Below are 2,434 nucleotides of genomic sequence, written 5' to 3'. Positions count from 1 at the left end.
AACCCCCCCCTGGCCCCGGGGGGTCTCGGCGGGGGGGCGCGCCCCCCCCCCGGGGCGGGCCCCCGGGCGGGCCTGGCCGGGGGGGCCGCCGCGCGCCCCGCCAAGGTTCCGGATCACACTCCGAGGGTGCCCTTATCGACGCGGACACCGGCGCCCATGGTCGAGGACACGGTGACCTGCTTGATGTAGACACCCTTGGAGGTGCTCGGCTTGAGCTTGTTCAGGTCGGCCAGCAGCGCATCCAGGTTCTCGCGCAGGGCCTGGTTGTCGAAGTTGGCGCGCCCGATCGCGGAGTGGATCACGCCCCCCCGATCGGTGCGGTAGCGCACCTGCCCGGCCTTGGCGTTGCGCACGGCGCCTGCGACGTCGGCGGAGACGGTGCCGGTCTTCGGGTTGGGCATCAGCCCGCGCGGGCCGAGGACCGGACCGAGCTTGCCGACCACCCCCATGGCGTCCGGCGAGGCGATCACCACGTCGTAGTCGAGCTCGCCGCCCTGCATGCGTTCGGCCAGGTCGTCCATGCCGACGGCGTCGGCACCCTCGGCCTGCGCGGCGTCGGCGTTCTCGCCCTGGGCGAAGACGGCCACGCGCATCGACTTACCGGTACCGTTGGGCAGCACCGTGGAGCCGCGGACGATCTGATCCGACTTGCGGGGATCGACGCCGAGGTTAACCGCAACGTCGATGCTCTCGGGGAAGCGCGCCGTGGCCAGCTCCTTCACCAGAGCCAGCGCCTCGTCCACCGGATAGGCTTGGTTGCGGTCCACGCGCTCGCGAATCTGCTTCTGCCGCTTGGTCAGCTTGGCCATGGCTTAGACCCCCTCCACGTCGATGCCCATGCTCCGCGCGGTACCGGCGATGGAGCGCACCGCCGCGTCCATGTCGGAGGCGTTCAGGTCCGGCCACTTGGTCCGGGCGATCTCCTCGAGCTGATCGCGCTGGACGGTGCCGACCTTCTTGGTGTTCGGCGTGCCCGAGCCGCCCTTGGCGCCAATGGCCTTGAGCAGCAGGATCGCGGCCGGCGGGGTCTTGGTAACAAAGGTAAAGCTGCGATCGGAGTAGACCGTGATCACCACCGGGATCGGCAGGCCGGCCTCCATCTCCTGGGTCTGGGCGTTGAACGCCTTGCAGAACTCCATGATGTTCAGGCCGTGCTGACCGAGAGCGGGACCCACCGGCGGGCTCGGGTTGGCCTGCCCGGCAGGGACCTGCAGCTTGATATAAGCTTCGATCTTCTTCGCCATGCTTGCGTGCTCCTGTCACGGGTGCGAACGCCGGGTGAGGGCTCCCCGTGGGGTGAGACGCGCCGGTCGGCGCGTCGCGGTTACGTTTTCTCGACTTGGCTAAACTCGAGCTCGACGGGCGTGGAGCGGCCGAAGATCAGCACCGCAACACGCAGGCGGCTCTTCTCGTAGTTGACCTCTTCCACGGCGCCGTTGAAGTCGGTGAAGGGACCGTCGGTGACCCGCACGATCTCGCCGACCTCGAAAAGAACCTTGGGGCGAGGCTTCTCCGCGCCCTCCCGGACCCGGCTAAGGATCTGCTCGGCCTCGCGGTCGGAGATGGGCGCGGGGCGATCGGGCCGCCCGCCAATAAAGCCCATGACCCGAGGCACCTCTTTAACCAGGTGCCAGGTGTTGTCGTCGAGCTCCATTTGCACGAGGACGTAGCCCGGGAAGAACTTGCGCTCACTCTTGCGCTTCTGCCCCTCGCGCATCTCGACGACTTCCTCGGTGGGCACGAGGATCTCACCGAACTTGTCCTCCATGCCCGCGCGCCGTATGCGCTCCTGGAGGGAACGCTGGACCTGCTTTTCAAAGCCCGAGTAGGCGTGGATTACATACCAGCGCAGTGCCATGGATCAGCCTCCGTGGCCGGTGATCATGCCGACCAGCCAAAGCAGGAGCAGGTCCATCAGCCAGAGGAAGATCGCCACGATGATCACCACCGCGGCGACAATCAGCGTGGTCTGCAGGGTCTCCTGCCGGGTAGGCCAGACGACCTTGCGCACCTCCTGCTTGGCCCCCTGGGCGAACGACCAGACGCTGCGCCCCTGCGCGGTGGTGGCAAGGATGGCGACGGACACGCCAACGACAGCCAGCAGGCCGGCGACCCGATAGAGGAGCGGCTCGTCACCGAAGACGTAGAACCCGGCCACGGCCCCGAGCGCGAGAGCGATGGCTACGACCCACTTAACGACGTCAAGCGGGGATTTCGCAGTCTCTGCCTTTGACTTCATGGACCCTGCTACCGAAGCGGTCCGGCGAGCCATGCCCGCCGGACCGCGTCGTGAAGTTGGCAGGCCAGGAGGGACTCGAACCCCCAACCTGCGGTTTTGGAGACCGCTGCTCTGCCAATTGAGCTACTGGCCTGGTGTTTGATGACCTGAGGGTGCGGAGTTATACCACCCACACCCCCGGTCTGGCAAGATCAG

General features: G+C 67.3%; 4 protein-coding genes and 1 tRNA gene. All 5 read right to left on the bottom strand.

What is annotated here, in order from left to right; translation table 11 throughout:
• Positions 1-113 precede the first annotated feature (113 nt).
• The gene (gene rplA, locus LRA98_RS12695) at positions 114-809 is read right to left on the bottom strand and encodes a 50S ribosomal protein L1 (protein WP_201241646.1); all 696 of its coding nucleotides are present in this window, start codon (positions 807-809) and stop codon (positions 114-116) included.
• 3 nt (positions 810-812) lie between these two features.
• The gene (gene rplK, locus LRA98_RS12690; RefSeq protein ID WP_201169251.1) at positions 813-1,244 is read right to left on the bottom strand and encodes a 50S ribosomal protein L11; all 432 of its coding nucleotides are present in this window, start codon (positions 1,242-1,244) and stop codon (positions 813-815) included.
• An 80-nt stretch (positions 1,245-1,324) separates the two neighbouring features.
• Positions 1,325-1,858 (bottom strand): transcription termination/antitermination protein NusG, encoded by a 534-nt coding sequence (gene nusG / locus LRA98_RS12685; RefSeq protein ID WP_238634095.1) that lies wholly within the window; start codon positions 1,856-1,858, stop codon positions 1,325-1,327.
• Positions 1,859-1,861: 3 nt separating this feature from the next.
• The gene (gene secE / locus LRA98_RS12680; RefSeq protein WP_238634096.1) at positions 1,862-2,239 is read right to left on the bottom strand and encodes a preprotein translocase subunit SecE; all 378 of its coding nucleotides are present in this window, start codon (positions 2,237-2,239) and stop codon (positions 1,862-1,864) included.
• A gap of 57 nt (positions 2,240-2,296) precedes the next feature.
• Positions 2,297-2,372, bottom strand: a tRNA-Trp gene (locus LRA98_RS12675).
• Between the last annotated feature and the right edge of the window lie 62 nt (positions 2,373-2,434).

It is taken from the genome of Halorhodospira sp. M38 (assembly GCF_022227985.1).
Lineage (GTDB): Bacteria > Pseudomonadota > Gammaproteobacteria > Nitrococcales > Halorhodospiraceae > Halorhodospira > Halorhodospira halophila_A.
This window is presented reverse-complemented; position numbering and strand designations above follow the sequence as displayed.

Coding starts and splice junctions, on each gene's coding strand:
- rplA (WP_201241646.1), bottom strand. CDS start 809: ATGGCCAAGCTGACCAAGCGGCAGAAGCAGATTCGCGAGCGCGTGGAC.
- rplK (WP_201169251.1), bottom strand. CDS start 1,244: ATGGCGAAGAAGATCGAAGCTTATATCAAGCTGCAGGTCCCTGCCGGG.
- nusG (WP_238634095.1), bottom strand. CDS start 1,858: ATGGCACTGCGCTGGTATGTAATCCACGCCTACTCGGGCTTTGAAAAG.
- secE (WP_238634096.1), bottom strand. CDS start 2,239: ATGAAGTCAAAGGCAGAGACTGCGAAATCCCCGCTTGACGTCGTTAAG.